The sequence below is a fragment of the Veillonella sp. genome, from assembly GCF_018381775.1.
Taxonomy (GTDB): Bacteria; Bacillota; Negativicutes; order Veillonellales; family Veillonellaceae; genus Veillonella.
This window is the reverse complement of the sequence record NZ_JAGZRH010000003.1, coordinates 129,767-155,876: the sequence shown is the minus strand read 5'-3', so window position 1 is coordinate 155,876 and position 26,110 is coordinate 129,767. Positions and strand designations below refer to the sequence as shown.

The 26,110-nt window shown below is 36.3% G+C and carries 25 protein-coding genes; 22 read left to right on the top strand and 3 right to left on the bottom strand.

The features are described from left to right. Window positions 1–8 precede the first annotated feature (8 nt). A complete protein-coding gene (locus KH109_RS03155) occupies window positions 9–1,181 on the top strand; it encodes a phosphopentomutase (protein ID WP_295215643.1) in 1,173 nt (390 codons plus the stop codon). A 240-nt stretch (window positions 1,182–1,421) separates the two neighbouring features. On the opposite strand, the gene KH109_RS03150 is transcribed toward KH109_RS03155, so the two are convergent. Both KH109_RS03150 and rpsT read right to left on the bottom strand, forming a co-directional pair. Then, window positions 1,422–3,626: an RNA ligase gene (locus KH109_RS03150; RefSeq protein WP_178885103.1), complete on the bottom strand. Its 2,205-nt coding sequence runs from the start codon at window positions 3,624–3,626 to the stop codon at window positions 1,422–1,424. Between the two features lie 137 nt (window positions 3,627–3,763). Further along, on the bottom strand, window positions 3,764–4,024 hold the full coding sequence (gene rpsT, locus KH109_RS03145) for a 30S ribosomal protein S20 (protein WP_009351773.1): 261 nt from the start codon (window positions 4,022–4,024) through the stop codon (window positions 3,764–3,766). A gap of 273 nt (window positions 4,025–4,297) precedes the next feature. On the opposite strand from rpsT, the gene polA reads away from it, so the two are divergent. The 16 genes from polA to KH109_RS03065 all read left to right on the top strand — a co-directional run bounded on the left by polA (window position 4,298) and on the right by KH109_RS03065 (window position 20,669). Continuing rightward, window positions 4,298–6,919, top strand: coding sequence for a DNA polymerase I (polA, locus tag KH109_RS03140; RefSeq protein ID WP_295215640.1), 2,622 nt, complete (start codon window positions 4,298–4,300; stop codon window positions 6,917–6,919). Window positions 6,920–6,959: 40 nt separating this feature from the next. Beyond that, window positions 6,960–7,574, top strand: a complete 615-nt coding sequence (gene coaE, locus KH109_RS03135; protein ID WP_295215637.1) for a dephospho-CoA kinase — start codon at window positions 6,960–6,962, stop codon at window positions 7,572–7,574. Window positions 7,575–7,722: 148 nt separating this feature from the next. Then, window positions 7,723–8,277: a lytic transglycosylase domain-containing protein gene (locus KH109_RS03130; RefSeq protein WP_105085506.1), complete on the top strand. Its 555-nt coding sequence runs from the start codon at window positions 7,723–7,725 to the stop codon at window positions 8,275–8,277. Beyond that, entirely contained in the window at window positions 8,261–8,956 is a 696-nt protein-coding gene (locus KH109_RS03125; protein ID WP_295215635.1) for a hypothetical protein, read from the top strand. The genes KH109_RS03130 and KH109_RS03125 overlap by 17 nt, the downstream gene beginning before the upstream one ends. Window positions 8,957–9,218: 262 nt before the next feature. After that, entirely contained in the window at window positions 9,219–9,677 is a 459-nt protein-coding gene (gene rimP, locus KH109_RS03120) for a ribosome maturation factor RimP (protein WP_039969229.1), read from the top strand. A 17-nt stretch (window positions 9,678–9,694) separates the two neighbouring features. Next, on the top strand, window positions 9,695–10,771 hold the full coding sequence (nusA, locus tag KH109_RS03115) for a transcription termination factor NusA (RefSeq protein ID WP_178885094.1): 1,077 nt from the start codon (window positions 9,695–9,697) through the stop codon (window positions 10,769–10,771). Window positions 10,772–10,773: 2 nt separating this feature from the next. Then, a complete protein-coding gene (locus KH109_RS03110; protein ID WP_295215631.1) occupies window positions 10,774–11,043 on the top strand; it encodes a YlxR family protein in 270 nt (89 codons plus the stop codon). 12 nt (window positions 11,044–11,055) lie between these two features. After that, window positions 11,056–11,361: a ribosomal L7Ae/L30e/S12e/Gadd45 family protein gene (locus tag KH109_RS03105; protein WP_295215628.1), complete on the top strand. Its 306-nt coding sequence runs from the start codon at window positions 11,056–11,058 to the stop codon at window positions 11,359–11,361. Window positions 11,362–11,376: 15 nt separating this feature from the next. Beyond that, on the top strand, window positions 11,377–13,839 hold the full coding sequence (gene infB, locus KH109_RS03100; protein WP_295215626.1) for a translation initiation factor IF-2: 2,463 nt from the start codon (window positions 11,377–11,379) through the stop codon (window positions 13,837–13,839). A gap of 9 nt (window positions 13,840–13,848) precedes the next feature. Continuing rightward, window positions 13,849–14,205, top strand: a complete 357-nt coding sequence (rbfA, locus tag KH109_RS03095) for a 30S ribosome-binding factor RbfA (RefSeq protein ID WP_005386857.1) — start codon at window positions 13,849–13,851, stop codon at window positions 14,203–14,205. A gap of 17 nt (window positions 14,206–14,222) precedes the next feature. Further along, window positions 14,223–15,167, top strand: a complete 945-nt coding sequence (locus tag KH109_RS03090; protein WP_213467776.1) for a bifunctional oligoribonuclease/PAP phosphatase NrnA — start codon at window positions 14,223–14,225, stop codon at window positions 15,165–15,167. Then, the gene (locus KH109_RS03085) at window positions 15,167–16,108 is read left to right on the top strand and encodes a tRNA pseudouridine(55) synthase TruB (RefSeq protein ID WP_295215622.1); all 942 of its coding nucleotides are present in this window, start codon (window positions 15,167–15,169) and stop codon (window positions 16,106–16,108) included. The genes KH109_RS03090 and KH109_RS03085 overlap by 1 nt, the downstream gene beginning before the upstream one ends. Window positions 16,109–16,110: 2 nt before the next feature. Further along, complete coding sequence (gene ribF, locus KH109_RS03080; protein ID WP_295215619.1) at window positions 16,111–17,043, top strand: riboflavin biosynthesis protein RibF; 933 nt, start codon at window positions 16,111–16,113, stop codon at window positions 17,041–17,043. Window positions 17,044–17,056: 13 nt separating this feature from the next. Next, window positions 17,057–17,821, top strand: a complete 765-nt coding sequence (locus KH109_RS03075) for a shikimate kinase (protein WP_105085516.1) — start codon at window positions 17,057–17,059, stop codon at window positions 17,819–17,821. Next, window positions 17,821–19,974: an ATP-dependent RecD-like DNA helicase gene (locus KH109_RS03070; RefSeq protein WP_295215615.1), complete on the top strand. Its 2,154-nt coding sequence runs from the start codon at window positions 17,821–17,823 to the stop codon at window positions 19,972–19,974. The genes KH109_RS03075 and KH109_RS03070 overlap by 1 nt, the downstream gene beginning before the upstream one ends. After that, window positions 19,974–20,669 (top strand): phosphoribosyltransferase family protein, encoded by a 696-nt coding sequence (locus KH109_RS03065; protein WP_213467780.1) that lies wholly within the window; start codon window positions 19,974–19,976, stop codon window positions 20,667–20,669. The genes KH109_RS03070 and KH109_RS03065 overlap by 1 nt, the downstream gene beginning before the upstream one ends. A gap of 46 nt (window positions 20,670–20,715) precedes the next feature. Here the strand turns inward: KH109_RS03065 and KH109_RS03060 are convergent, their stop codons facing one another. After that, a complete protein-coding gene (locus KH109_RS03060) occupies window positions 20,716–21,318 on the bottom strand; it encodes an HD domain-containing phosphohydrolase (protein ID WP_295215608.1) in 603 nt (200 codons plus the stop codon). Window positions 21,319–22,214: 896 nt separating this feature from the next. Between KH109_RS03060 and KH109_RS03055 the strand changes: the two genes are divergently transcribed. From KH109_RS03055 to raiA, 5 genes are all read left to right on the top strand, one after another. Then, the gene (locus tag KH109_RS03055) at window positions 22,215–23,021 is read left to right on the top strand and encodes a basic amino acid ABC transporter substrate-binding protein (RefSeq protein ID WP_105094300.1); all 807 of its coding nucleotides are present in this window, start codon (window positions 22,215–22,217) and stop codon (window positions 23,019–23,021) included. Between the two features lie 11 nt (window positions 23,022–23,032). After that, window positions 23,033–23,689: an amino acid ABC transporter permease gene (locus KH109_RS03050; protein WP_024066676.1), complete on the top strand. Its 657-nt coding sequence runs from the start codon at window positions 23,033–23,035 to the stop codon at window positions 23,687–23,689. Beyond that, a complete protein-coding gene (locus KH109_RS03045) occupies window positions 23,686–24,405 on the top strand; it encodes an amino acid ABC transporter ATP-binding protein (RefSeq protein ID WP_024066677.1) in 720 nt (239 codons plus the stop codon). The genes KH109_RS03050 and KH109_RS03045 overlap by 4 nt, the downstream gene beginning before the upstream one ends. A 523-nt stretch (window positions 24,406–24,928) precedes the next feature. Further along, entirely contained in the window at window positions 24,929–25,126 is a 198-nt protein-coding gene (locus KH109_RS03040; protein WP_295215604.1) for a cold shock domain-containing protein, read from the top strand. Window positions 25,127–25,366: 240 nt separating this feature from the next. Further along, window positions 25,367–25,894 carry a ribosome-associated translation inhibitor RaiA gene (raiA, locus tag KH109_RS03035; protein WP_024066679.1) on the top strand — a complete coding sequence of 176 codons (528 nt, stop codon included), beginning with the start codon at window positions 25,367–25,369 and terminating at the stop codon, window positions 25,892–25,894. The last annotated feature ends 216 nt before the right edge of the window (window positions 25,895–26,110 follow it).

The window sequence follows — 26,110 nt, the reverse complement described above, 5'->3', positions numbered from 1 at the left end:
GAGGATATATGTTTAAACGAATTATCCTATTAGTTATGGACTCTGTTGGTATCGGTCATGCTGCTGATGCTACAAAATTTGGTGATGAAGGTTCTAATACATTAGGTCATATTGAATCGACGGCTGGTCAGATTCATTGTCCTAATTTAAAATCTATTGGCTTAGATCAAATTGCTGATATTTCTGATACTGGTGAAAGCATTAAAGGTGCTTTTGGCCGCATGGCTGAGCTCAGTACTGGTAAAGATACGACTAGTGGTCATTGGGAGATGATGGGGCATCCTGTTACCGTTCCATTCCCAACCTTTTACGAAGGTTTTCCAAAAGAATTAATGGATACTTTCACAAAGGAAACGGGATATGGTTATTTAGGTAATGAAGTTGCATCTGGGACAGAAATTATTGAGCGTCTGGGAGCAGAGCACATCAAAACAGGTAAGCCTATTGTATATACCTCGGCAGATTCTGTATTTCAAATTGCCGCCCATGAGGATGTGATCCCTCTAGAGGAACTATATCGTATATGTCAAATTACCCGTGATAAGGTTTGCGTTGGTGATTATTATGTAGGCCGTATCATCGCTCGTCCATTCGTAGGTGATCTTGGCAGTTTTGTACGTACCTCAAATCGTCATGATTATAGTCGTATGCCAGAGAAAAAGATGGTACAACAAGAGTTACAAGATGCAGGTGTACCAACCGTAGCCGTTGGGAAAATCGGAGATATTTATGCCCATGTAGGATGGGATGAAAGCTATCCAACAAAGACTAATTCCCATGGCATGAATATGGTTCCATACTTACTTGGCTCCTCTTTTGAGCATGGTCTAATGATGGTTAACCTTGTTGAATTTGATAGCTTATATGGTCATCGCAGAAATGTAGATGGATACAAACGGGCTATTGAGGACTTTGATTACCAACTAGGCGGCTTATTGCAATTACTGAATGATGACGATTTACTACTCATCACCGCTGACCATGGAAACGATCCAACTTGGAAGGGAACCGATCATACTCGTGAATTAGTACCAATTCTTGGTTATAGTCCACGTATTGATGGCCCCATAGACCTTGGCGATAGAAAAACCTTTGCTGATATTGGGGAAACTATATTAGAAAACTTTGGTCTGAAACAATGGGGCATTGGAACATCATTCTTAGAGAAACTTAGTAAATAATTTTCTAATATGTTTTTTGTACTTTTAGGTTCAGAATCTATATTATTACCTATGTACGACACTGATATAATTTCAAAATAACAAAATAATATGCTATATATGAGATACTACCAGTTAAAAATAAATAGTTTTAACTGGTAGTATCTTTAAAATAGTTAGTTACATCATAAAGAACGACCAACTTATGTACATCATAAGTTGATCGTTTTTTTACTTTATAGAAGTATATTTCTTATTTAATTATAGCAAGCCTTTACGCTCCATCATTTCTTTTATATTTAGTAAGGTGGATTTACAAACTACATCATATTCTAGTGTACTCAAGAAATCTGCAAATTTTCTATCATCTTCGTTTTTACAGTTTTCGTAAGGAATTTTACCATTTTGTTGATATGGTTCTAGAATCCGGTTACGTCGGTGCTTCCAAGTATTATAATAAGGACCTTTAAATTTTGTCATAAAGCCATTGCTATCAACTAGTACAAATCCTTCAGACTCATGATGTGAATTAAGTTCCTTATTTATGATGCTATTCAGTTCGTCCATTGTATTAACTTGTTGAATTGTTTTTACAATAGATATTAACTGAGTGTCATACTTTTTAAGGATGGAATCTAGTTCTGCTAGTCGCTCCCTAGAGAAAGATACATCAATATGCTTGCCATTTACATCTAACGTATTTTGAATCATATCAAGTACATAAAGATGGTCTTGGTCATATTTTATAATATGTGTATCTTCTTGACTAATGACTTCAAACATCATAGAACAGCTATTACGTTTTAATAACTCTTTGATTTCTTCTTGTAAGCTTGTAGGTAGTTTTTGGAATAAATTTTTAAACAGATCTACGTGCATACCTTCTGTAGTAGATTTAGAAGCAAAGACTAACTCATCATTAATAACACCAAGAATAGCGAGGTATCCATTTTCTTTAGTTCGAATTTCTACAGGGAAGGAGAGAGTATTAGCTAAATTATTTAACTCAGTTTCTGGTCGTTCATTGAGATTAAAGAATTTATTATAACTACGTAATTTCACATCTCCTGTCATACGATCAACAAATAACCCTCGAGCCTGTACTGTATTTTCATTCCATAATCGTTTGTGGAATACACGTGAGGTAAAGTTCAAGGAATATAGGTTAGGGGAGCATTTTTTTACTTTTACTAATTTAGAATTACCTAAAATATTAATATCTTCATTTTGCGTGAAAATGACATGTTGTGTCATGTTTTGGTATTCATGGCGCATGTACTCTTTATCGTACACATCATTTTTAATACCATTTTTAGTAAAAGCATCTGCAGTAATATCAATGTATTTGAGTTCTCCACCAAACTCTACTTCTCCTTCTAAGCAGAAGGAACATTTACCATCCGGAACACCGCGATGACCATGAATTTGAATAAAGTCCTGACACATTCCTTTTTCATAATTTGTATCATATATTTTAGCAATATCTGTTTCGTAAGCTCCAAAACCATTTATAAAGGTAGAGGTAGCTATAAAGGTCATGTTAGGTACATAGGAAAGACCAGCATGGGATACTAAATATTTTTTGCCATGAAAGCTGAAAGGATAGCATTGACGAAGTGATTTATAAAAGAGGCGTAATTCTCGTTGAAGTGATTCTACATCTTTTTTCGTCATATCTTTTACGATAGGTGCCACTACTTCTTTCATAAATCGTTTGGAATGATCTAAGTTTGAATTGAATGCAAAGTTTGCAATATGTCGTTCGTGATTACCTTCCAACATAATCGTATTAGGCAATGTACTAAGACGCATCATTTCGTACATCATTTCTTTATTTTCAATACCGCGCTCCAAATAGTCGCCACAAAAGATATACAGTGTTTTTTCATCCCATGGAGTGATAGCTTGTTGTAATGCCGTGTAACAGCCGTGAATATCACCGATGACACGCACTCGTTCATATCGATTCGTTAAATTTACAGTAAAGTAATTGTTGATTTCATCGATAGAATTTATTTTCCTACAAAATTTTGGTAATGTAGTTGTTTTAATCATCTTGTGCATGCGTTGTATAACTTGCTCAGGTACTCGTTTGTAATCTGTTCGTGTAGCATTACGAGCTAAACATTCTTCTAATGAGGTATCTGGTTCGTAGTAATATACAGTATATTTATATTTGTTAAGCAATTCTTTATATGCATTAACAGCTTTAGATGTAGTGTGGGTAGCATCTAAAACGACAAAGTCGCCATTGCTCATTCGTTTCTCTAAGCAATCTAATAGGAGTTCCCAGGCCGGACCATTATCCTCTTGTGAAATATACCAGCCGTTTTCACCAAGGGAAGGGCTGCGTAATAGCATACGGAAATGATCGGCTTCTAAGGTGTAAGCCTCAAGATTGTTGTCACGAATCCACTGAGACTTACCACTAGCAGGAGCACCACGCATTAATAATAGTGTTCTCATAGTAATAGTCCTCTAATCTGCCCATAGGGCGTAATAAAATATAACTGTATAAAAAACGAAACAATCATTATATAAAAAAGGGCATAAAAAAACAGCCTCAACGGAAATCCGAGAGACTGTCTTACTTGCTTTTAAAATTATAAAGCGTTTACTTTAGCTGCAAGGTTGGATTTTTTGCGAGCTGCAGTGTTTTTATGAAGTACACCTTTGGAGGCTGCTTTATCAATTACGCTAGTAGCATGAACAAGTGCTTGTTTTGCTTCTTCTACTGCGCCTGCTTGAACAGCTTCTACGGTTTTACGACTTGCTGTACGGATTTGAGATTTTACAGCGGCGTTTTTCGCACGACGTTCAGCATCCGTTTTTACGCTTCTAATACTGGATTTAATGTTTGGCAATTGAGTCACCTCCTTAAAAATCGTTTCTTATACCTGAATGATTATATCATACCACATATTGATACGCAAGGACTTTTCAGCCCAATATTTTCCTTGTTAATATGAAGTATAAAACATTTTCTATTGTTATTTAACTATAGCATATAAGTCTGTTTTATGAAATCAAGATTATTAATATATTTGCTAGTGTTGTAATTAGTTATTTATTTTGATTTTAAAAGTTACTTAGCTCCCTTATGTTATAATAAAGGATAGAATTAAGCGAGGTGTATTATGAAAAAATTAATGATTATAGATGGCAGTAGTTTGTTATTCCGTGCATTTTTTGCATTACCACCGTTGAAGTCTGCTTTGGGGACTCCAACGAATGCGGTGTATGGTTTTTTAACAATGCTCATCAAATTGTATGAAGAAATTAATCCTGATTATATTGCAGTAGCTTTTGATAAAGGTCGTCAGACTTTCCGTACTGAAATGTACAGCGAATATAAAGGCAATCGTCCAGATGCACCAGAGGATTTACGTCCACAGTTTAGTCTTATTCAAGATGTATTAAAAGCTTTAGGTATTTGTGTTATTGAAGAAGAAGGCTTTGAAGGGGACGATATTCTAGGATCTTTAAGTAAGAAATTTGGTACATCAGAGATGGCTGTTCAAATTATTACTGGTGACCGCGATAATCTCCAGCTCGTTACAGAGCATAGTCACGTGTTCTTAACTAAAAAAGGTATTTCTGATATGTTAGAGGTTACTCTTGATAACATGGAAGAACTCTATGGCTATGGTCCTGATAAGGTTATCGAAATGAAAGCCCTTATGGGTGATTCCTCTGATAATATTCCAGGTGTACCAGGTGTAGGAGAAAAAACGGCTCTTAAATTGATTACAGAATACGGTGATCTTGAGTCTGTATATGACCATATCGAAGATATTTCCGGTAAGAAATTAAAAGAGCGACTCGTAGAAAATAAAGACTTAGCATTTTTATCTCGTGAATTGGCAACCATTAAGACAGATATGGACTTATCTTACAAGGTTGAAGATTTTGTACAAAATTTCCATACCTCTGAGGTACAGCCTTTATTCGAAACCTTGGGATTTACTAAATTAACGCCTCGTATCGTACAAGTAATGGGCGGAGAGGAAGCTGATTTTGGTGATCCTGGTTCTTTATTTGCTCCACAAGAGGAAATTTCTCTAGATGATTTAGCAGATGCTAAGGCTTTAACCTCTGATTTCTATACAGATAAAACGGTGGCAATACATGTTGTGCTAGATGGTAAAACCCCATTTAGAACAGTTACGAATGCGTATTTATCTAATGGTGATACTATTGTAAAAACAGATGATACTAAAGCTGTATTAGCTGTTTTACAAGGTGCAAATGCTATCGTTACTACTCAAACTAAAGAGATTATTGAAGCCTTTGGTGAAGATGCGCCAGCTGAGATTTCTTTATTTAACGATGATAAAACCGCTCGTGTCCATGATATGTCTCTTCTTGCGTACTTGTTAGATCCTACGCGTACTAACTATGGTTATCTATATTTAACGGAACGTTTCTCTGTGCCAAGCATTGCTAGTGGTAGCGTAGATGTAGAATGCGTGTCTATGGTGAAAGCTTTACTCGCTATGAACGAAGTAGCTTGTGAATCTGCACGCCGTGAAGAGCTTTGGTCTCTATATGAAACAATTGAGTTGCCATTGATTCATACTTTAGTAGTAATGGAGAAAAATGGCATTTATATTGATACAGAAAAATTAGCTGAAACTACGGCTCGTTTTAAAGAGGAACTAGCGCAAGTACAGCAAGAGATTTACGATATCGCAGGGGAAACTTTCAACATTAACTCGCCTAAACAATTGGGTGTTATCTTGTTTGAAAAGATGAACTTACCAATCATTAAGAAAACTAAGACTGGCTATTCTACTGATGCAGAAGTACTTGATATGCTTCGTCATGAAAGTCCGATTGTAGAGAAAATATTAGCATACCGTTCAGTAGCAAAATTAGTATCTACCTATTGTGAAGGATTGGCGGTTCTTATTAATGATAAGACTAAACGTATTCATACTACCTTTAATCAAATGGTTACAGCTACAGGCCGTTTAAGTTCTTCTGATCCTAACTTACAAAACATTCCTGTTCGTACCGAAAAAGGCCGTGAGATTCGTGCCTTATTCTATCCTGGTGCAGGGTATGACACATTAGTGAGTGCCGATTATTCTCAAATTGAGTTACGTATTTTAGCCCATCTATCTGGCGATGAAGCGTTAATCAAAGCCTTTGTTGACGGTAAGGATATTCATCGCTTTACTGCGGCAGAGGTACTAGGTAAATCTCAAGAGGACGTAACGAGTGAAGAGCGTTCCCATGCGAAGGCGATTAACTTCGGTATCATTTACGGTATTTCTGATTTTGGCTTGTCTCGTGACCTTGGTATTACACGGGGGGAAGCTAAAAACTATATTGATTTATACTTTAGCCGTTATCCGAAGGTTAAAGAGTATATGGATCGCATGGTTCAAGAAGCTCATGAAACTGGTAAGGTTCGCACTATGTTCGGTCGTCAACGTGAATTGCCTGATATTAACAGCCGTAACTTTAACCGTCGCTCCTTTGCAGAACGTACTGCAATGAATACACCAATTCAAGGTACTGCGGCAGATATTATCAAGTTGGCTATGAACCAAGTCGAGAAAAAGCTAGAAGATGGAAACTTTACATCTCGTCTTTTATTACAGGTACATGACGAACTTGTATTAGAAGTGGTGAATTCTGAATTAGAAGCAGTAGAAGAATTATTACGTACGACTATGCAATCTGTTGTGGAGTTACAAGTACCTCTTATTGTAGATGTACATCATGCGGAAAATTGGGCGTTAGTTAAATAACAGTTTTTTTATATTAGCTTATTAAAAATAGAAGGCATATATGTTTAAAATAGGATTAACTGGTGGTATTGCATCGGGCAAGAGTACAGTCCTTACCTATTTTAAGGACAAAGGAATACCTTATATCGATGCAGATATCGTCGCTCGTGAGGTAGTAGAGCCCGGTACTGAAGGTTTAGAAGCAATTGTGGATGCCTTTGGTTCTAATGTATTGCATGATGACGGTACATTAAATCGTGAAGCATTGGGCGCTATTGTCTTTCACAATGAAGAAAAACGACAATTGTTAAATGGATGTCTAAAAACGCATATTCGCAATCGTATTTTGGAACTAACATCTCAATATGAATCGGTTAATACACCAATTTTAATCTATGATATTCCATTACTCATAGAGGGGGAATGGTATACCATGATGGATGAGGTTTGGCTTGTTTATGTAAATGAGCCTACTCAGATAGATCGCTTAATGAGTCGCAATGGATATACCAAAGAGGATGCTTTGGCTCGCATCAATAGTCAAATGCGACTCGACGATAAACGATCTTTTGCAGATCTAATCATTGATAATAATGGTACGCCTCAGTCTTTGACCGCAAAATTAGATACAATTTGGAGTGAGCGTCTAGAGCCGCTTTTACAAAAACCTCAATAATAACAATAGATGTGTCAAAATTGGTATATAAAAAATAGTATTAAATGGTATAATAAGCCCATGAAATTTAGTATTATAGTATCCTAGCATTTGGTTATAGCTAGATTATGGTAAATGTTATAGTAGTTATATGTAGAAAGGGGGATTTATGAAACGTGCAACGGCAACGGCGCTGTCTTGCGTCGTACTTGGGTGGTTTTATTTTGCTCATTTAGATGATCCTTTAGCGCGTCAAGTGGCGTACCCCTTTAACTATAGAGATGTAGTGATGGCTGCAGCTGAGAAGGAACAGGTTCCACCATCCTTGGTGGCTAGTGTTATCTTAGCTGAAAGCAAATATAAGAATACTGCTGAGTCTGAAACAGGTGCTCTTGGATTGATGCAGCTCATGCCAGATACAGCACGTTGGGTTGCTCAACAAGTTGGTCATGGTAATTATACAGATCGTCAGCTAAAAGAGCCTGAAACAAATATCGAGTTAGGAACATGGTATCTAGGCCATTTATTAAAAGAATTTAATGGCGATGAGGTGCAGGCGTTAGCTGCGTATAATGCGGGACGTGGCCATGTTGAATCCTGGCTTAATGAGAATAAATGGAATGGCATGGTTGATACTATACCATTTCCAGAAACACGTAGCTATGTAAAAGCTGTTTTACAGTATCAACAGAAATATGAGGCATTATATGGAAACGATTATTGAAGCTTGTAAAGCATTAGATTATTCATGGTTGCCTCAGCAGATTGGGGGATTTACCTTAGTAGCATCCAATGAATCTGATTACACTGCGCTACTTGAACGCCTTACAGCAGGTGAAGAGGTATTAAAGGTACCTATTTTCCATTATCAAAATGACTTAGGTTGGCGTTGGTGTGCCTTATATGATAAAGAGGTAGAGGATTATACGGTACATATTGAGATGCCTTTATTTTCCTTTGTGGATATTTCGTTTGTACGGGCTGATTTAGAGTCGTTCTGGAAAGGGTTACAAGATCGATGTGTCAAAGGTTTAACTAATATGTTAATCGAGCCAGCGAATAACTTTACCTTTACGTATCGTCGCCGAGGAATACCTGAATGGGATTTTTCAGAGGTCATGCCAAAAGAATTGGAAGGTTTTATATGTGATGTTGATCCAGCTCACGGAATTCGGATGATTAATGGTTCTTTTATTATCGGTGAATATCGTAAGATGGATGAATGTACTGGATTATTGCTATATTATAACGAATTACGTGATGAGTACTTTGCAGAGCTTCGTTACAAAAACTATCCTGAAATAGACCATCATTTAGATGCTAAAAATTTAGTTGATTTAACCACAGTTCTTCGTGAGCATCTAGGTCCTATATTAAAAGGGTTAAATGAGCGGGTTGACTAATAATTGTAAAGTGTGACTATGCTATTTTTTGAGTTATTTTATATTATATGAAATAATCTAAGTGGGAATGTTTGGTTAAAGCCCATAAGAAAGCGTAGAATTTGTATATACACAGTAAATGTGATATACTATATATGACTTTTATATAAATCTTTTAAAAGAGTGGGCTTATGTCCACTCTTTCATTTATGATTAGCCTAATTTTAAGGTGTTTGTAATCAAGAGATATATACAAGATGTAGTAATGAAGGAGGCGATGGCTATGAAGAGAGAAGCAGTAGAGGAATTTGTATCCTCTGTAGTTGAAGGTATTATAGCCGGCACCGAAATGGAACTAGTCGATGTAGATTACGTTCGTGAACGCGATTGGTATTTACGTGTCTATCTCGACAAGCCAGGTGGTGTAGATTTGGATGACTGTCAGTTGGTTAGCGAAAAACTAAGTGCTGTGCTCGACGAAAAAGATCCAATTACGGAAAACTATTTATTGGAAGTATCTTCTCCAGGCCTAGATCGAGTTCTTAAGAAGGATAAGGATTTGGTTCGCTATAATGGTCGTGATGTTGATATCCAACTATTTAAACCGATTAATGGCAGTAAGCAATTTACTGGTGTATTAGAAGGTTTTACAGACACAACTATCGATTTTACTATCAATGGTGAAAGCATGACATTCGAACGGTCTGCCATTGCACAAATTCGATTACATCTTGATTTTTAATATATGGAGGCATACGAGTGAGTCAAGAATTAATTCAAGCGGTAATGGTGCTTACAAAGCAAAAAGGTTTTGCTCCTGAGGTTATTTTTGAATCCTTAGAGGCTGCATTGTTGCAAGCATATCGCAAAGAACCTACATCTAATCCAGATGCGTACGTTGTGATTGACCGTGAAACAGGCGTTTATAAAGTAATGGCTAAAAAACAAGTAGTAGAAACTGTGGAATTGCCAGAAACAGAAATTAGCTTGTTAGAAGCGCGCAAAATTGACAAACGTTTTGAAGTTGGCGACGTAGTAGAAGTCGATGTTACTCCAGCTAACTTTGGCCGTAGTGCTGCCCATACTGCAAAACAAATGCTTATTCAACGTTTGAAAGAGGCTGAACGCAGCGTAGTATATGAAGAATACTATAGCCGTGAAGGCGATATCATTACTGGCGTTATTACACGTGTTGAAGGTAAAAATGTATTTATCAATTTAGGTAAAACAGAAGCAATCTTGCCACCTACTGAGCAAATTGCTACAGAAACATATCGCGAAGGAGATCGTATTAAATGCTATATCGTAGAGGTTAAGAAAACTACGAAAGGGCCTCAAATCATGATTTCCCGCACACATCCTGGTTTATTAAAACGCCTCTTTGAATTAGAGGTACCAGAAATTTATGAAGGTGTGGTAGAGCTTAAATCCGTAGCTCGTGAGCCAGGTATGCGTTCTAAGATTGCTGTTTATAGCCGCGATGAAAATGTTGACCCAGTAGGTGCTTGCGTAGGTCCTAAAGGCCAACGTGTACAACATATCGTTGATGAGTTACATGATGAAAAGATTGATATCGTTAAATGGGATGAAGATCCAGCAATTTATATCGCAAACTCTTTGAGTCCAGCAAAGGTTGTATCTGTTGATGTAAGTGAAGAAGAAAAATCCTCTTACGTTGTAGTTCCTGATTATCAATTATCCTTAGCAATTGGTAAAGCAGGTCAAAATGCTCGATTAGCAGCCAAATTAACTAACTGGAAAATCGATATTAAGAGTGAAACTCAAGCAGCTGAAGAACCTTTTGCAGGTTTTGGTAATGCTGAGGATGGAGAATAGTCATGAAACCGAAATCCCAACCTATGCGCACCTGTGTAGGATGTGGTGAGCCAAAGGTAAAACGTGAATTGATTCGTGTAGCCTTGAGCCCAGACGGTAACATCAGTATTGATCGCACTGGTAAAGCACCAGGACGTGGAGCCTATCTATGTGAATCCATGTTGTGCTTTGAACAAGCCTATAAGGCAAAACGATTAGAACGGTCATTAAAGCATAGTGTATCGAAAGAGATATACGAAGCGTTACAACGTGATTTACAAGAGCATGAGTAATCACTGATATACATGAATGAAGATAAAATTTTGAATCTCTTAGGTTTAGCACAACGAGCAGGCAAAGTTATTTCTGGTGATTTTATCGTAGAAAAGGCTATAAAGAGAAAGGAACCAAAATTGGTACTTCTCGCTGGTGACTGTGCAGCCAACAATGAAAAGAAATATACTCAATTAGCAGAAACACATCATATTCCACTTCATAGTATTGCCAATAAAGAGGCGTTAGGAACTGCCATTGGTAAAGAAGTTAGGGTAGTAGTCGCCGTACTAGATGATGGGTTTGCAAAGGCAATAGTAAAAGAGATTGATCGATAATAAGGGGGTATGTAGATGTCCAAAAAGCGCGTCCATGAAATCGCCAAAGAGTTCGGCGTAGAAAGTAAGCAGGTCATTTCTATCTTGCAACAACATAATATTAATGTTACGAAAGCAGTGAATTCTGTAGATGATTCCGGTTATGAAATTGTAAAAAAACAATTGAGTAAGAAATCTGAAGCACCTAAAGTAGCACAGAAAACAGAACAAAAAGTAGAACAAAAATCTGCTCCAACTGCAGCTCATAAACAAGAAGCTGCGCCACATAAACAACAAAATCCAAATCGTTCTAACGAACAGAAAAAGGATAATCGTAAACAAGGTGGTCAAAAACAAGACGATCAATCTAAACAAAATGACCATAAAAAGGGCAATGTACGTCATGTACAAATCTCTGAACCTACACGTAAATCCGAAGGTAACCAACAATCTGGTGACCGCGCTAACAACCGCCCTAACAATAATAATCGCAATAATGACAATCGCAATAACAATGGTCGTCCTAATGATGCGCGTAATAATGATAATCGCAATAACGACAATCGAAACAATGATAACCGCAATTCTAATAACAATGATCGTCGTAACAAGAAAAATAAAAAAGGTGGTAACAACCGTCCTCAATCCTTGTTATCTACATCTATGCAAAAGAAAAAGAATCGCGTAAAACATCGTAATGAACAGTACTTACAACAAAAAGCTGAGGCTGAACGTAAGGCTGAAGCAGCGATTGCTACAGAAATCGAATTATCCGGGCCTTTAACAGTTAAAGAACTAGCTGAAAAAATGGGCCGCGAAGTATCTGAAATCATCAAAAAGTTGATGCTTTTAGGTGTTATGGCTAGCATTAACCAAGAGGTTGACGTTGATACTGCTACAATCGTAGCTGAAGAATTTGGTGTAACTGTAACAGAAGTAGAACCTGAAGAAGATCCTACTGATATTATCGAAATTGAAGATGCACCAGAAACATTAAAACCTCGTCCTCCGGTTGTTACTATCATGGGTCACGTTGACCACGGTAAAACATCCTTGTTGGACGTAATTCGTCAAACTAATGTAACAGCTGGCGAAGCAGGTGGCATCACTCAACATATCGGTGCTTACCAAGTTCGTTATAACGACAATAAAATTACATTCCTTGATACTCCTGGCCATGAAGCGTTTACAGCTATGCGTCTACGCGGTGCTAAATCTACAGATATCGCAGTTCTTGTTGTAGCTGCTGATGATGGCGTAATGCCTCAAACTATTGAAGCCATAAACCATGCTAAATCTGCAGATGTACCAATTATTGTTGCTATCAACAAAATGGATAAACCAGGTGCTAACCCAGACCATGTTAAACAACAATTGTCTGAACATGGCCTTTTACCAGAAGAATGGGGCGGCGATGTAATCATGGTTCCAGTTTCTGCTAAACAAAAACAAGGTATCGACGACTTGCTCGAAAATATCTTGCTCGTAGCAGAAGTTATGGAATTAAAAGCGAACCCTAACCGTAAAGCTTACGGCGTAGTTATCGAGGCTCAACTTGATAAAGGTCGTGGTGCTGTATGTACCGTATTAGTACAAAAAGGTTCCCTTCGTGTAGGTGACACTGTACTTGCTGGTACTGCTTATGGTAAAGTACGTGCCATGACAAATGAACGCGGTGAAAAGGTAAAAGTAGCTCGTCCTTCTATGCCAGTAGAAATCTTGGGCTTCTCAGAAGTTCCACAAGCTGGTGAAATTATCAATGGTATGGATGATAACGAAGCACGTGCAATCGCAGAAAAACGTATTGCTAAACAACGCGTTCAAGAATTGCAAGCTACTCATAAAGTTACATTGGATGATATCTTCAATCAAATTCAACAAGGTGAGTTAAAAGATCTTAATATCATCATTAAAGCAGACGTTCAAGGCTCTGTAGAAGCATTGCGTCAATCATTGGAAGGTATTAAAAATCCTGAAGTACGTATCGTTATCGTTCATGCTGCAGTAGGTGCTATTAATGAATCCGATATCATGTTGGCTTCTGCATCTAATGCCATCGTTATGGGCTTCAATGTACGTCCTGATGCAAATGTACGTCGCGCTGCAGAAAATGAAAAAGTTGACCTTCGTACATATCGCGTAATCTACGATGCTATTAATGACGTTGAGTCCGCGATGCGTGGTATGTTGGCTCCTCAATTCAAAGAGGTTGTCGTTGGTCGTGCAGAGGTACGTCAAGTTATTTCTACACCTAAAGCTATCGTTGCCGGTTCTTATGTAACAGAAGGTCGTATTACTAACGATTCTGAAGTACGTTTGATCCGTGATGGTATTGTTGTATTTGAAGGTAAGGTTGACTCTTTACGTCGATTCAAAGACGAAGTAAAAGAAGTTAAAACATCCTTCGAATGTGGTATCTCCTTAGAAGGTTACCGCGACATCAAGGAAGGCGACGTAATTGAAGCGTACTTGATGGAAGAAGTTGCACCTCAAATATAGGAGGTTTATATGAGTGACGTTCGTGTCAGAAAATTACAAGAATTCATCAAACAAGAGGTAAGTCAAATGTTGATGCGTGGATTGAAAGATCCTCGCATCGGCTTTACTACTATTACCGATGTTCATGTAACCGGTGATTTACGAGAGGCTACAATTTACGTTTCCTTGTTTGGTTCCGATAAGGAAAAAGAAGATACTCTTATCGCTTTAAAGCATGCAGCAGGCCATATTCGTACTGAGCTTGGCAAAGTACTTAAGTTGCGGCATATTCCTTCTATCACATTTGATAAGGATACGTCTTTAGACTATAGCATGCATATTGAATCCCTTTTGAATGAAATCAAAAAGGACGAAGAAAAAAATTAACACAAAGGATAGAGAACATGAGTAAGATTACTATTAATCAATTACATGTGGCTCTGTGTGAAGCTAATTCTATTATGCTAACCGTCCATGTTAGACCCGATGGTGATGCTATCGGGTCCATGGTGGCCTTTTACGAATCCCTTGTAGGGCAAGGTAAAACTGTATATATGGTAGTGGATGATGTAGTTCCTGAAAAGTACTCATTCTTACGATATACGGACCACATCCATGATGTAGCGTATTTTGAAACAAATCCTGTTGATATTGATATGCTAATGGTATTGGATGCTAGCACGTATGAGCGAATTGGCAAAGTAGGTGCACTATGGAGTGCACCTATTTTTAATATAGACCACCATATTTCTAATACGGAGTTTGCGGATCATCTATATTTAAAGCCTAATTTTGCTGCTACTGGTGAAATTATTACCTATTTATGTACAAAATGGAATTGGCCTATCACTGAGTCTATGGGCACTGCATTATATATGGCTATTGCTACAGACTGTGGCTTCTTTAAGTTCAGTAATACCACAGCCAATACTTTAGAAATGGCTGCAAAATGTGTAGCAGCTGGTGCTAGACCTAATGTTATTTCTGAAACGATTGAAGCTGTGTCTGCCAGTCGTCTTGAATTAACAAAACAAGTTATGCAAACTATCGAGTTTTACAAGAATAACACCGTGGCTACAATCGAGTTGAATCGTGAAGCCATGACAATTCTTGGGGATGATACGGATGGTTTTGTAGATATTATTAGAAACGTTGATACTGTTGATATAGCTATTTTATTAAAAGCTGAAGCTGATGATAGAACGCGGGTAAGCTTGCGTTCTAAAGGAACTGACGTGAATGCTATAGCTAGCAATTTTGGCGGTGGCGGACATATTCGAGCTTCCGGTTGTACCATTAATTTACCATTACAGGAAGCAAAACAAGCTCTTATTGAGGTGATTAAATAATGGATGGCGTTTTACCATTTTTAAAACCTCCTGGAATAACAAGCCATGATGCTGTTGCCATTTGTCGCCGCATTTTAAACGAGAAGCGCATAGGACATAGTGGTACTTTAGATCCTATGGCTTATGGTGTATTGCCAGTATTTCTTGGTAAGGCTACGCGCCTCATCGAGTACACGGATGGATTCGATAAAACTTATGTAGCAGAATGTAAATTCGGTACTTTTACAGATACTGAAGATAGCTCTGGACAACCGGTATTGCCTGATAAAGCTATGGCATTGAGAGATGGTGTTTTATTGAATGAATCGATTCAAAGTTCAGAACTTTCTGATACTATGATAAAACCAACCTTTGATGAATTAGTTAATACATTGAATACCTTTACTGGTGTGCAAGATCAAAGACCATCAAAATATTCTGCTATTAAGATAAATGGTATCCGTGCTTATGAATATGCTCGTAAAGGGATTACTGTAGAATTGCCATTACGTCAAATTCATATAAAACATATTGAGCTGATAGCCTATGGATTTCCTTATTTTACAGTTCGTGTAACTTGTTCTGGAGGCACCTATATTCGTTCATTATTACGTGATATCTGTGTTTCACTAGGTATACCAGGAACCATGACATCTTTGGCACGTACCCAAGTAGGACCATTTGATATTGGTGCCGCTAAAATGGCTGAAGAGTTGATGCTTCATGGTGAAATCCTATTGTTACCAACGGATACAGCCGTTTCTCATCTTTCAAAAGTGACGGTAAATAGTGTACAATTAAAGATGATGGTTCAAGGTAAGGAATTGCCTATTGATAGCGAATTTTCTTTTACCGAGCCAGAGAATTATTATAGAGCCTATGGTCCTCATGGATTCATTGGTATTATGAAACGAACAAACCACACATTAAAGGTGGAAAAAAATATTTTTATTGAAGGATAAGTATGAAGCAATTACATTCGTTTGATGAACTACGTCAAATCAAAGATACAAAAGTATATGCCCTAGGTACCTTTGATGGCATTCATCGAGGTCATCAACGAGTTATACGGAAGGCTGTTGAAGAAGCTGCATTAGTTAATGGTGTTAGCATTATCATTACCTTTGAACATCATCCGTTGACAATTCTACATCCAGAACGTGTTCCGAAGAGGGTTATTCAAGAAGAGGTTATGGATACCGTTCTTGATGATTTGAATGTAGATTATATTTTGCGATTACCTATGAATGAAGAACTACTTCAAATGAGTGCTGATGAATTTTTAGATGCTCTTTGTACGGATATGAATGTTCAAGCCATCGTAATAGGTGAGAATTTTACATTCGGTGCAAAAGGATTAGGTAATCCTACATATATGAAACAAGCATTAGCTGATAAGCATATACAAGTCCTAGTACAGCCTTTATTGCCTTGTGATGGTCTTAGTACACCTATTTCAAGTACTGAAATCAGAAAAGCGATTCGAGAAGGGCGATTAGAAGATGCTACTGCTTGGCTAGGAAGACCATTTCAATTTAAAGGGACTGTTATTAAAGGTGATCAACGAGGACGTACATTAGGGTTTCCTACATTAAATTTATTACTTCCTAATGAAATGGCTACACCTCCAGATGGAGTGTATGCTAATCGCGTGTGTATTGATGGCATTTGGTATGATGGGGTAGGTAATATTGGGGATAATCCTACCTTTAAAAATCAGTACCATAGATGCGAAGTACATCTGTTTAACTTTGACCAAGATATATATGGAAAAACAGTTCTTGTACAATTTATTTCCTATATTAGAGGCGAAGTTAAATTTAATAACTTACAAGATCTTATTGATCAAATGAAGGTGGATGAAGAACAGGCTTTAGCTATTTTGGCTAATGCATAATAAGGGGGTTCTCATGGATATTAAAGAAGCTCGTAAACAAATAGATAGTATTGATGCTGTATTAGTCGCTGAATTTGAAAAAAGACTATCTTTAATCAAAGAAATTGGTAAATATAAAGATGAACATCATTTACCCTTAGTAGATGAAGCGCGTGATGAAAGTATTGTTGCATTGCATACTGCAAATTGCAAAGATAAAACGTTATCACCGTATGTTGAAAATTATATAAAGACTGTTGTTTCTATGAGCAATGAGTTTTTAAAAGAGCATATGCATAAGCATATTTTTCTCATCGGTATGCCAGGAGCTGGTAAGACTACAGTTGGTAAAATGTTAGCCAAGGAATTGGGCCGAGACTTTTACGACTTAGATCAAACAATTCAAGATAAAGTAGGGAAATCTGTACAAAATATTTATATTTATGATGGTAAAGATGCTTTCAGCGAGTATGAATACAGTACAATTAAAGAATTAATTCATAATAAGCCATCTGTTATTGCTACCGGTGGTGGTACCGTTACCTATGACAAAACAGTAAAGTTAATGCGTAATAATGGTCTTGTTGTATTTGTTAATCGCGATGTAAATCATATCCTAGATGATTTGGATCTTGAAATTCGCCCACTTGTTAAAGAAAGCATTGAGTATATCTTTAATGTATATGAAGAACGATACCCTTTATACGAAGAAGTGGCACATATTAAAATCGGTAATGAAGGCAGCATTACCGATGCGGTACAAGAAATTATTGAAGCCTTACCTAATACGGAGAAATAATGGACGCCATACGAGGATTTGTATACCGAACTATATATGAGAATACACAACGTACATATTGCGTGTTTGTCCTTAAAGATTATAATGAGGAATACATTACTTGTACTGGTAAATTTGAGTCTCCTAAAGAAGGGGAGGATATCGAAGTCCGCGGCCGTTATGTAGAACATGAAAAATATGGTCGACAATTTGATGCTACTAGTGTAGAGAAGTTAAAACCTGACAATATGGGTGCTGCAAAGACCTACTTAATGAACTTAGGGATTAAAGGTTTTGGTGAAAAGTCCGTAGAAAAGGTACTTGATTATTTTGGTATTCGTATATTAGAAATTTTACGAGAGGAACGTCCTGAAGAAATTAAGGATGTTCCTGGTCTTCGAAAAAGTATTAAGGATGAACTATTTAATACGTTACTTGGTGAAGGTATTTTATCCGATTTAAATCACTTTTTTGAAAGTCACCATATTTCGTCTAAATGGAGTCGAACTGTATACACTTATTACGGTGTTCAGTCTGTGGCTGTTATTGAAGATAATCCTTATACTTTGTTACGTGTAGCACCAGATATGCTCTTTGGTACGGCTGATACACTGGCGGAACATTTAGGTATTACTGGCAGTGACTCTCGCCGTTTAGCGGCTGGTTTAGAATGGATTTTACGCAGTTTAGATAATCAAGGTCATACTTGTTTGCCTGTAGATCAACTTATTGGCCGTTTAGATGATCTGTTACATACTGATGTAGATGATATTGCTAACTTTATTGAAGATCTTTTGGAGCAAGGTGCTTTATATAGTACTTATTATGAAGATATCTTATATATTTACCCTCCAGAAATGTACGTGTCTGAAGTAGAAAGCGTTCATTATACAAAGGATTTTTTATTAGAGGCAGATCCAATTTCTCTAGATATTCCAAGTTTTATAGATAAATTTGAAGCAGATAATCACATTACATTTGGTGATGCTCAAAAAGAGGCTATTCAGTTATCTTTCTTTGAAAAGTTTTCTCTTATTACTGGTGGCCCTGGTACGGGCAAAACGACGATTATTAAGGCTTTAGTAAAAGGATTTCAACTTGGTGGCTTGGGGCGTATTATTCTATGTGCACCTACGGGGCGTGCTGCAAAACGACTTACAGAGGCTACCGAGTTTGAAGCAACAACGATACATCGCTTATTAGTGCCTGTTCAGGGCAGTGATTCTTATGACTTTACTAAGAATGAAGATGATCCTTTAGATATAGATGTTATTATCATTGATGAAGCATCTATGCTCAATGTACGTTTATTCTATTCGTTAATGGCAGCTATTCCAAAGGAAGCTCATGTTATTATCGTAGGTGACGTTGATCAATTGCCACCTATTGGAGCAGGCTTTGTATTAAAAGATTTGCTCGATAGTGACTGTGTGCCTTATACGCGACTTAACCAGATTTATCGACAAAGTTCTGGTAACACTATTGTAGAAAGCGCCTATGCTATTAACCGTGGTGAAATGCCAAAACTTGATAGTCTAAGTGAAGAGTTTTCCTTTATACCTGTTAAGTCTTACGATATGATGATGAAAGCTATCATAGATGTATATAAGCGAGAACAGGAGCATATTGAGGATGAGTTAGATATTCAAATTATTTCTCCTATGAGACGTGGTGAAGCTGGAAGTACACTCATTTCTCAGTATGTACAACAAGCAGTTAATCCTCCAGATAGTTTAAAAGGGGAAGCACGCGTTAATGGTATTACATACCGTGTAGGGGATAAAGTTATCCAAATCCTCAATGATTATGAGTTAGAAGTCTTTAATGGTGAGATTGGAATTATATATGCCATTACACGGACAGATATTTGTATCCGATTTATTCATAAAGAGGTTCGTCTACCTATCGACGAAGCACATATGATTATGCCAGCTTATGCTATTACAGTTCATAAGAGCCAAGGTAGCGAGTATGGTGTAGTTATCATTCCGTTTGTTCCACGTTATGGTGGTATGTTGCAACGTAATTTGTTGTACACTGCTGTTACACGAGCTAAACGGAAGGTTATTATCGTTGGTACAACGAGCGCTATAGAACGTGCTGTACGTACTGTAAACGGTGATGAACGATATACATTGTTTAAAGAACGACTACAAGGGAGATGTGATTCGTAATGAGTCTTTGGGATTTCCTATTTCCACCTGTATGTCCTCACTGTGGGGCCTCTGTAGCAACACAAGGGGATTGGTGTAAATCTTGTTTTACTGATCTACTGCATATTCGTCATGTACCAAACAAATTTCTACATTATGTAGAGGATGTATGTATATTGGCTGAATACCGCGGTGGTTTAAAGTCTATAATTTACGATGTAAAATTCAACGAAAAAAAGGAGCAGTCCAAAGGGGCTGCTCCTTTTTTAGCATCGTACAACCTTTACATGAAATATGATGAGTTTCATATTGTTAATAGCAAGTGCTCTGTTATTTATGATTATATTATTCCTGTTCCGTCTAGCGAAAGGAAAAAAGCTAAGAGAGGATATAACCAAGTTGATTTATTTTTTACCAAGTGGGCAAAATCTTTACAAAATATAGATAATAAACATTTTGCTTGGTTAGACTGTTTATATAAATTTGATACTTCTAATGATATGTGGGCGTTAACGAATAAGGAACGACATCAAAATATTGAGGAGGCCTTTGTCATTGGCGCTAACTATAAAGATATTGAATTAAAGGATAAGACAATACTTATCGTAGATGATATATATACTACAGGGGCTACGATTGAAGCCGTCGCAAAGGTCATTAGAGCATATAAACCTTGTAAAATTGATGCTTTAACATTAGCTAGCGGTAGTTTTTAAGTATATAAAAAAGCGTTCACCTTATGGTGAACGCTTAATCATGAGACTAACCAAGAACATCGATAAATGCTTTTACTACATCTGGATCGAAAAGGGAGCCAGATGCACTAAAGAGTTCTTCTTTAGCTTTAGCTTTAGTTTTTGCCCAAAATTCAGTAGAAGGATTCACTGTTGTATCGTAATAATCTGCTACAGCGATAATTCTAGCTCCTAATGGGATATTAGCACCACGTAAATGTTTAGGATAACCAGAGCCATCCCATTTTTCATGGTGATAACGAATATAAGGCAAGATTTGTTGACAACATGGGTAGTTTTCAATCATATTGGCACCACTCGCAGCATGTTGTTTATACTTGGACATTTCTTGCTTGTTAAGATATGGAGATTTTTGAATTAATGCATTAGGTACCATTAAAAGCCCTACGTCATGAAGTAAAGCTGCGTGGCGAATTTGCTCAATTTCATTGAATGGTAAACCCATCTTAGCAGCAATACTAACTGCATAGTTTGAAACTTGGATAGAATGAGTGTATAGATGATAGCTCTTCATTTGTATCATTTGCAAGAGCTGAGCACTAATGGCTTCTAAACTGTCCTTCTCCAGTTCGTACAACCCTGATGGTTGCATTAATGATAACATAAACATAATAAACCCCTTTAACTAACATGTAGAACATATGGTACAACCCCTCGTACTTATGTTCATATCGTACAACTTTAGGCCGTTCTTATTTAATAGTATACAAATTATACACCATAAATAATGTTTTGTGTATGATACGTATGTTCTGTTATACATGTTGTATTCATATTTAGCATACTAAAAATAATTGACATTTTAGGAATGCACTAAATATAGTACCTTGAAATATTAATTTTATAAATATTAAAATAATATGAAGAATATTTTAGGTTTTCTATTACAATTTTCTATACATCGGAAAAAAGGGGTTGCAAAATTTGTTCTCATTTCAATGAGAAATAAACGTTAATATGTTCGATAAAGATAAAAGTTTTGTATATTTTATTAAATTATATGTCTTCGTAAATCTAGACATGAATTATGTTATTCTTTATAATACGTCTATACGGGTCTGTGGTTGAAAGTCGATGCCAGTCGCAGGCAAAACGATCCACATAAGCAACCCAAGGGGTTGTGAGCATGGTGCGGCTTAGGTGTAAGTCCTGCCGGGAAAACCGAGAGGAGTAGTAGTGGGGAGTCTCGGACTTATGAGCGAACCTTCCAGCAGGCGAGTGTGGGGGCAAAGACCAGGTCAGCCGTATACGGGCACATGAGGCTTTTCTCATGTGCTTTTTTCTTTTTATACATCTGTATATTAAAAAATCTATAGAAAACCACTACCTATGGGAAAGTTATTATACATTGATATCATAATTATACAATGAGTGCATAAAAATAAAATGCAAATATAGTGATTTATTGATATCTGAGAATTTTCTATACAAAATTGTTGACATAATTATACTAAGTGATATACTAGTGTAATAAAAATAGTTAGTTTAGTGAACGAGGATGATTTGATGTTAAATAGGAAGTTAAAAAAATTAATCATTGGTGGTTGTATGTTAGTATTGGCTGGTACTGTAATTGGCGGTTGTGGAACTTCTACACAAACAACTTCTAATAAATTAATCGTTGGTACTAATGCCACATTTGTTCCATTTGAATTTAAAGATGAAAAAACTCAAGACTATACAGGCTTTGATATTGATCTTATTCGTGCCATCGGTAAGCGTATCAATAAAGATGTAGAGCTTAAGAATGTTGCCTTTGATGCTCTAATTCCAGCGTTAAATACACATGATATTGATGTAGCAGCATCTGGTATGACTATTACAAAAGCTAGAAGTGAAAAGGTGTTATTCTCTTCTCCATATTATGAAAATGCACTTGCTGTAGTATATAAAGATGGTGCCAATATTACATCCCTTGATGATCTTAAAGGTAAAAAGATTGCTGCTCAATTAGGTACAACTGGTGCTGATTTAGCTCATAAAATTGAAGGTACTACTGTAAAAGAGTTTGACCATAGTAATGAAGCTTTGTTAGAATTACAAAATGGCGGTGCTGATGCAACTGTAATTGACTTGCCGGTAGCTCAATTTTATAGTACTAAACATCCAGACCAACATATTAAATTTATGGCATATCCAAATACGAAAGAATATTTGGGCTTAGCAATCAATAAAGACAACAAAGACTTGCAAGAACAAATTAATAAAGCAATCGCCGATATGAAGGCCGATGGAGAATTTAATACATTATATAAAAAATGGTTTAATGTAGATGCACCAGCCGATATGCCAGTAGTGTTAGAATTTAAATAATAGGAGAGATCATGAGTTTTAATTGGGGGTTAATTGCGGATAATTTACCGCTTTTATTACAAGGTGCACTTGTAACCGTTGAAATTACAGCCATGTCTGTAGGCTGTGGTTTCTTTATCGGTCTATTAGTAGCCATAGCAAATTTATCTAAATTTACTGTAGTTAGATTATTAGCAAAATGCTATGTAGATATCATTCGTGGTACACCACTATTGGTACAAATCTTCTTGATTTACTTCGCATTGCCAATGATTACTGGACAACGTATTGATCCATTTATTGCTGCTGTTACTGCATGTAGTATTAACTCTGGTGCTTATGTATCTGAAATCTTCCGTGCTGGCATTCAGTCTATTGATAAAGGTCAAATGGAAGCGGGTCGATCTCTTGGTTTGACTTGGGGCCAAACTATGCGTTATATCATCATGCCGCAAGCTTTCAAAGCAATTATTCCACCATTGGGTAATGAATTTATTGCTATGTTGAAAGACTCCTCATTGGTTTCTGTAATTGGTTTCGAAGAATTGACACGCCGTGGTCAACTAATCATTGCCAAAACATATGCATCATTTGAAATTTGGGGGACAGTTGCTGTTATCTACCTTATTATGACAGTAACAATTTCACAATTGGTTGGTTACCTTGAAAGGAAATATAGCATTAAATGATTAAGTTAGAAAATGTACATAAATCCTTTGGTAAAAATGAAGTATTAAAGGGCATTGATTTACATATCGAAAAAGGTCAAGTTGTAGTTATTATTGGTCCATCAGGTTCTGGTAAAAGTACAGTATTGCGTACTATGAATTACTTGGAAGAGCCTACATCTGGTAAGGTCATTGTAGATGGTATGGATCTTTCAGATAAATCTAAACTTAATGAAGTCCGTACGGAAGTAGGAATGGTATTCCAAAACTTTAATCTTTTCCCACACATGACTGTAATGGAAAATCTGACCTTAGCACAAACTAAGGTCCGCAAAACATCTAGTGATGAGGCTAAAAAAATTGGTCAAATTTTATTAGATCGAGTAGGTTTGAAAGATAAAGCAAATGCTTATCCTGACTCTTTATCTGGTGGTCAAAAGCAACGTGTTGCTATAGCTCGTGCTTTAGCAATGAAACCAAAGGTTATGCTCTTTGATGAGCCTACCTCTGCATTGGATCCAGAAATGGTTCGCGAAGTTCTGGATGTAATGAAGTCTCTAGCCGAAGAAGGTATGACGATGGTTATTGTTACTCACGAAATGGGCTTTGCCAAAGAGGTTGCGGACCGCGTATTATTTGTAGATGGTGGATTAATTCTTGAAGATGATACTCCTGAAAAAGTATTTGATGCACCAACAAATGATAGAACAAAATTGTTCTTATCGAAAATTTTATAATAATAATTTCTAACATAAAAGGAAGTAAATTCTGTTTACAGAGTTTGCTTCCTTTTTTGACTATTTTTAAAGTTAACTGAATTTGTACATATTAGATTTTATGATATATGAATCTATTTATATCTATTAATATATTTGATAACTTGATGTCAATTCATTCAATTAGCCCCTATAAATAAGCCATTCTAGGTATTAATTAATCTATGAAATACGATTATTGCCATAAATATTTGTGATATATAAATATTTTATACATACATATCTTATGATAATAATTTTTAATTCATATAATTTTATGATTATAAAATTATGCAATAAATTAATATGCTGTTCGCAAATATTTATAACGTTGATAAATAAAGGGTTTTATGTGATTTTTGTAGGGTGGGATACAAATAAGATATCTTTGTATATTCATTAAAAGTGTTAATATTATTGTTTGATATTTTATACATGCTGTGTTATGATACAAGTGTAGTGCAAGACAGTAAGACAATATATATATTTTTAGGAGGATGTTACCATGTTAGGTAAAGTAAAATGGTTTAGCGCAGAAAAAGGTTATGGTTTTATTGAACGCAAAGACGGTAGCGATGTATTCGTACATTACTCTGCGATCCAAGACGAAGGTTTCAAATCTTTGACAGAAGGTCAAAATGTAGAGTTTGATATCGTTGATGGTAACCGTGGCCCTCAAGCTGCTAACGTTGTAAAAGCGTAATTACATACCAAAAAATACATAAAAGCAACATATAGTAAAACTCTGATATCGCATGATATCAGAGTTTTTTTGCTACTACTGAAAGTAATATTTATAATTCTACAAAAAATATAAAAATTTTTTGAAAAAAAGAGGAGTTTTATATGTGAATGTAGAAATACTAAATATAACACGAGAGATAAGTAAAAAAATACTACACACTCGTATCTCGTGGATGATTTTTAGAAAGGGTGTTGACTTATGAAAGTAGCAATCAGAGGTAAAAACATTGAAGTGACAGATGCTTTAAGAGCATACATCGAAAAGAGATTGAGCAAATTAACTCGTTACTTCGATGATGAGTTAGATGCACAAGCGGTTTTATCCGTTGTAAAAGATAAATCTACTGTTGAACTTACATGCTTCGTTAATAAAATTGTTCTTCGTGGTGTAGAAACAAACGATGATATGTATGCTGCTATTGATTTGGTAATAGACAAAATCGTACGTCAAATTCATAAACATAAAACTCGTTTAGCTAAACGCTTTAAAAAACAAGAGGCTTTCCATCCAGAAGCTTTAGCGGCTCCTGTAGAAGAAGAAGCTATCGAAGTTGTAAAACGCAAACGCTTTGCAGTGCGTCCTATGGATGTAGAAGAAGCTATTTTACAAATGAATCTTATTGGTCATGACTTCTTTATGTTCTTCAATGCTGAAACAGAAGCAATGAATGTAGTATATCGTAGACATGATGGATTCTATGGCTTGATCGAGCCAGAATTACAATAACTTATAATGTCGGCTGACAATAATCCTAACTCCTTTCTACTTTTTTAATCAGCCGATTATTATACTAAGGTGGATGACCATTTTGAGTCATCCACCTTTTTTATAAAAACCTATAAATAATCGTGAAATGCCTTGAATTCTTTGACTATTCAAGGCATTTTCGTTATAATAAATTAGATAAAATAATGTAAGATGTCCTATAGAGGAGTGATTTGT

What these genes read in the sequence shown, in the direction of transcription:
- KH109_RS03045 (WP_024066677.1), top strand. Translation starts at nt 23,686, where the DNA reads ATGATTAAGTTAGAAAATGTACATAAATCCTTTGGTAAAAATGAAGTA.
- KH109_RS03110 (WP_295215631.1), top strand. Translation starts at nt 10,774, where the DNA reads ATGAAACCGAAATCCCAACCTATGCGCACCTGTGTAGGATGTGGTGAG.
- KH109_RS03125 (WP_295215635.1), top strand. Translation starts at nt 8,261, where the DNA reads ATGGAAACGATTATTGAAGCTTGTAAAGCATTAGATTATTCATGGTTG.
- KH109_RS03085 (WP_295215622.1), top strand. Translation starts at nt 15,167, where the DNA reads ATGGATGGCGTTTTACCATTTTTAAAACCTCCTGGAATAACAAGCCAT.
- infB (WP_295215626.1), top strand. Translation starts at nt 11,377, where the DNA reads ATGTCCAAAAAGCGCGTCCATGAAATCGCCAAAGAGTTCGGCGTAGAA.
- KH109_RS03055 (WP_105094300.1), top strand. Translation starts at nt 22,215, where the DNA reads ATGTTAAATAGGAAGTTAAAAAAATTAATCATTGGTGGTTGTATGTTA.
- rimP (WP_039969229.1), top strand. Translation starts at nt 9,219, where the DNA reads ATGAAGAGAGAAGCAGTAGAGGAATTTGTATCCTCTGTAGTTGAAGGT.
- raiA (WP_024066679.1), top strand. Translation starts at nt 25,367, where the DNA reads ATGAAAGTAGCAATCAGAGGTAAAAACATTGAAGTGACAGATGCTTTA.
- coaE (WP_295215637.1), top strand. Translation starts at nt 6,960, where the DNA reads ATGTTTAAAATAGGATTAACTGGTGGTATTGCATCGGGCAAGAGTACA.
- KH109_RS03150 (WP_178885103.1), bottom strand. Translation starts at nt 3,626, where the DNA reads ATGAGAACACTATTATTAATGCGTGGTGCTCCTGCTAGTGGTAAGTCT.
- polA (WP_295215640.1), top strand. Translation starts at nt 4,298, where the DNA reads ATGAAAAAATTAATGATTATAGATGGCAGTAGTTTGTTATTCCGTGCA.
- KH109_RS03065 (WP_213467780.1), top strand. Translation starts at nt 19,974, where the DNA reads ATGAGTCTTTGGGATTTCCTATTTCCACCTGTATGTCCTCACTGTGGG.
- ribF (WP_295215619.1), top strand. Translation starts at nt 16,111, where the DNA reads ATGAAGCAATTACATTCGTTTGATGAACTACGTCAAATCAAAGATACA.
- KH109_RS03105 (WP_295215628.1), top strand. Translation starts at nt 11,056, where the DNA reads ATGAATGAAGATAAAATTTTGAATCTCTTAGGTTTAGCACAACGAGCA.
- KH109_RS03075 (WP_105085516.1), top strand. Translation starts at nt 17,057, where the DNA reads ATGGATATTAAAGAAGCTCGTAAACAAATAGATAGTATTGATGCTGTA.
- KH109_RS03070 (WP_295215615.1), top strand. Translation starts at nt 17,821, where the DNA reads ATGGACGCCATACGAGGATTTGTATACCGAACTATATATGAGAATACA.
- KH109_RS03040 (WP_295215604.1), top strand. Translation starts at nt 24,929, where the DNA reads ATGTTAGGTAAAGTAAAATGGTTTAGCGCAGAAAAAGGTTATGGTTTT.
- KH109_RS03155 (WP_295215643.1), top strand. Translation starts at nt 9, where the DNA reads ATGTTTAAACGAATTATCCTATTAGTTATGGACTCTGTTGGTATCGGT.
- KH109_RS03060 (WP_295215608.1), bottom strand. Translation starts at nt 21,318, where the DNA reads ATGTTTATGTTATCATTAATGCAACCATCAGGGTTGTACGAACTGGAG.
- KH109_RS03130 (WP_105085506.1), top strand. Translation starts at nt 7,723, where the DNA reads ATGAAACGTGCAACGGCAACGGCGCTGTCTTGCGTCGTACTTGGGTGG.
- KH109_RS03050 (WP_024066676.1), top strand. Translation starts at nt 23,033, where the DNA reads ATGAGTTTTAATTGGGGGTTAATTGCGGATAATTTACCGCTTTTATTA.
- KH109_RS03090 (WP_213467776.1), top strand. Translation starts at nt 14,223, where the DNA reads ATGAGTAAGATTACTATTAATCAATTACATGTGGCTCTGTGTGAAGCT.
- rbfA (WP_005386857.1), top strand. Translation starts at nt 13,849, where the DNA reads ATGAGTGACGTTCGTGTCAGAAAATTACAAGAATTCATCAAACAAGAG.